The sequence below is a fragment of the Streptomyces sp. NRRL S-495 genome (assembly GCF_000966955.1).
Taxonomy (GTDB): domain Bacteria; phylum Actinomycetota; class Actinomycetes; order Streptomycetales; family Streptomycetaceae; genus Kitasatospora; species Kitasatospora purpeofusca.
Genome location: NZ_JZWY01000817.1, coordinates 1 through 3119 on the forward strand (window position 1 = coordinate 1; position 3119 = coordinate 3119).

At 74.9% G+C, this 3119-nt stretch carries 2 protein-coding genes; one reads left to right on the top strand and one right to left on the bottom strand.

What is annotated here, in order from left to right; genetic code table 11:
• Positions 1-81 precede the first annotated feature (81 nt).
• Positions 82-960: an alpha/beta hydrolase gene (locus VR45_RS34130; RefSeq protein WP_045943788.1), complete on the bottom strand. Its 879-nt coding sequence runs from the start codon at positions 958-960 to the stop codon at positions 82-84.
• 112 nt (positions 961-1072) lie between these two features.
• Here VR45_RS34130 and VR45_RS34135 point away from each other — a divergent pair, with 112 nt between their 5' ends.
• Entirely contained in the window at positions 1073-3010 is a 1938-nt protein-coding gene (locus tag VR45_RS34135) for a BTAD domain-containing putative transcriptional regulator (RefSeq protein WP_045943789.1), read from the top strand.
• Positions 3011-3119 lie beyond the last annotated feature (109 nt).

Below are 3119 nucleotides of genomic sequence, written 5' to 3' on the forward strand. Positions count from 1 at the left end.
AAACACGACCTTACGGCACTGGGTGGGCGAAAAGCGAATCGCTTTCGGCCGGGTCGCTTCAGCAGCACCTGAGCAGGAGGCTCAGCGGGCCAGCAGGCTCCGGATCGCGGCCGCGATCTCGTCGGGTGCCTCTTCGGCCATGAAATGTCCGGCGCGGGTCAGCCGGTGGTCCAGGTCCGGCGCCCACGCCTTCCACACCCCGGCGGCGTCGTAGCCGAGCCGCGCGCCCCAGTCCTGCTGGACGACCGTCACGGGCATGGCCAGCTGCGAACCGGCGTCCAGGTCGGCCTGGTCGTGCGTGATGTCGATGTCCGCCGAGGCCCGGTAGTCCGCGACGATCGACGTCACCGCCGCGGCGCTCGCGCGCAGGTACTCGGCACGTACCTCCTCGGGCATGCTGGTCGGGTCGTCGGCCCAGGCGTCGAGGAACGAGCCGAAGAACGCGTCCGCGCTGCCTGTGATCATCGCCTCCGGCAGGCCCGGCGGCTGCGCCATCAGGAAGAGGTGGTAGCCGACCGCCGCCGAGGCGCCGCGCAGGACGTTCCACATGTCGAGCGTCGGCACGACGTCGAGGATGCCCAGGTGCGTGATGGTCCCGGGGTGGTCCAACCCCGCCCGGAAGGCGACCAGCGCGCCCCGGTCGTGGCCGACCAGGGCGAAGCGCTCGTGGCCGAGCGCCGCCGCCAGGGCCACGACGTCGGCGGCCATGGTGCGCTTGGCGTACACCTCGGGGCCGGTGGCCGCCGGCTTGTCGCTGGCGCCGTACCCCCGCAGGTCGGGAAGGATCACCGTGTGCTCGTCGGCGAGCCGCTCGGCGACGTGTCGCCACATCAGGTGGGTCTGGGGAAATCCGTGCAACAGCACGACCGGGCTGCCGCTGCCGCCCACGGCGGCAGCCAGCTCCACACCGTCCGCGCCGGGCAGGCGGACGTGGTCGAAGCCGGGAACGGTGAGCATCATGAGGGACCACCCTTTCGGGTCGGGGACTCGACCGGATCAGCCTGGACGACGGCGATCAGCAACCGATCAGTACGGTGGGGCGCGGTCGGCCTCCGGCACGGAGGATGGGGTCATGCGAATCGACGTGCTCGGTGCGGTGCGTGCCCTCCGCGACGACGGCAGCCCGGTCGACTTGGGCGGACCCCGCCATCGCGAGGTGCTCGCCCGGCTCGTCGCCGCCGAGGGACGGACGGTCACCACCGACACCCTCGTCGACGACCTGTGGACCGATCCGCCCGCCCGCGCCGTGGGCGCCCTGCGTACGTTCGTCGCCGCGCTGCGCCGCGCCCTCGAACCCGACCGGCCGCCCCGCCGGCCGCCGCGCGTCATCGTCACCGAAGGCCCCGGCTACGCGCTGCGCCTGCCGCGCGACGAGGTGGATGTCCACCGGTTCCAGGACACCCTGGCCCGAGCCCGCCGCGACCCCGACGCGGTGACCGACCTCGCCGCGGCACTCGCGGCCTGGCGCGGACCCGCCTACGCCGATGTGACCGGCTCCCCATGGGCGCAGCGCGAGCGGGCCCGGCTGGAGGAACTGAGGTTGGAGGGGGTGGAACTGCGCGCCCGGATCCTTCTCGACTCCGGGGAAGGGGCCGACCTCGTCGCCGAACTGGGTGCCCAGGTCGCCGAACACCCGTGGCGCGAGCCGGCCTGGGAGCTGCTCGCCCGCGCGCTGTACCGCGCGGGCCGCCGCGCCGACGCGCTGGCCACCCTCCGTCGCGCCCGCGCCATGCTCGTCGGCCGACTCGGGCTCGACCCCGGTGCCGGCCTCCGGCGCCTGGAGACGGACATCCTCAACGGGGCCGTTCCCCCCGAAGGAGTGCGTACCGCGTGGACCGGCCACGGTGTCCGGCTCGGCCCGCGCACCACCGTGGATCTGGCCCGCACCCTCGCCCTGGCGGGTGGCGACGCCCTCGTCCGCTCCCGGCGCGACCGCCTCGCCGCGGTCCGTGCGGCGGAACGCACGGGAGACCTCTCCCTGACCGCCCGGATCATCGGCGCCTACGACGTGCCCGCCGTCTGGAGCCGGGCCGACGACCCCGAGCAGTCCCGCGCCGTGGTCGCGGCTGCCGAGCGCACACTCACCGGGCTCGGCACGGACGGCCCCGCCGACCTGCGCGCCCGCCTCCTGGCCACGGTCGCCGTCGAGAGCCGCAGCGCCGATCTGTCGGGGACCGAGCTGGAGCACGCGCAGCAGGCGGCGCGTCGGGCCGAGCAGTTGGCGCGGGAGCTGGCCGATCCCGCCCTGCTGGCCTTCGCCCTCAACGGGGTGTTCCTGCAGTCCTTCACCCGCCCCGGGCTCGCGGCGGCCCGGGACAGCACCGGTGCCGAGATCCTCGACCTGGCCACCCGGCACGAGCTGCCGAAGTTCGCCGTCCTGGGCCGACTCGTCCGCCTGCAGTCCGCCTCGGCCCTCGGTGACCTCGACGCCGCGACCTCGCACGCCGATGCGGCCGACCGGCTCGCCGCCACCACCGAGGCGCCCCTCGTCCCCGTCCTCACCGGGTGGTTCAGGGCCCGGGCCGCAGCCGCCCGCAGCACCGAACCCGGCGGACCGACCGCCGCCGCGGCAGCGGCGCTCTACCGCGCTGCCGAGGACGCCCTCCGGACGGCCGGGATGCCGGGGCTGCACCACGGCCTGTTCCCGCTCGCCCTGCTGGGACTGCGCCTGCTGCACGACCGGCCCGCGCCCACCGACCCGCACCTCGACTGGGGCCCGTACAGGCCCTGGACGCGACCCCTCGTGCTGCTCGCCCAGGACCGGGGCGAGCAGGCCCGTACCGCCCTCGCCGCGGTGCCCGAACCACCGCGTGACCATATGCAGGAGGCCATGTGGTGCCTGACCGCCCGCGCCGCGGTACGCCTCGGCGAGCGCGCGATCGCCGCGCACGCTGCGACTGCCCTGCGTGATGCCGGTGCGGAACACGCCGGCGCCGCCAGCGGAATGCTGACCCTGGGCCCGGTGGCGCGGTACCTGGCGGAGGCGGAGGTTTGCGCCGGAGCGGGATGAGCGACCGCAATTCCCGGATCGGGGAACGGCTTCGGGAACGGGTTCCGGGAACGGCTTCGGGAACGGCGAAGGCCCGGGGGACGGATCCTCCGGGCCTTCGCTGCTACTG

Excerpts from the sequence above, each read along its gene's own strand:
- VR45_RS34130 (WP_045943788.1), bottom strand. The coding sequence starts at position 960 with ATGATGCTCACCGTTCCCGGCTTCGACCACGTCCGCCTGCCCGGCGCG.
- VR45_RS34135 (WP_045943789.1), top strand. The coding sequence starts at position 1,073 with ATGCGAATCGACGTGCTCGGTGCGGTGCGTGCCCTCCGCGACGACGGC.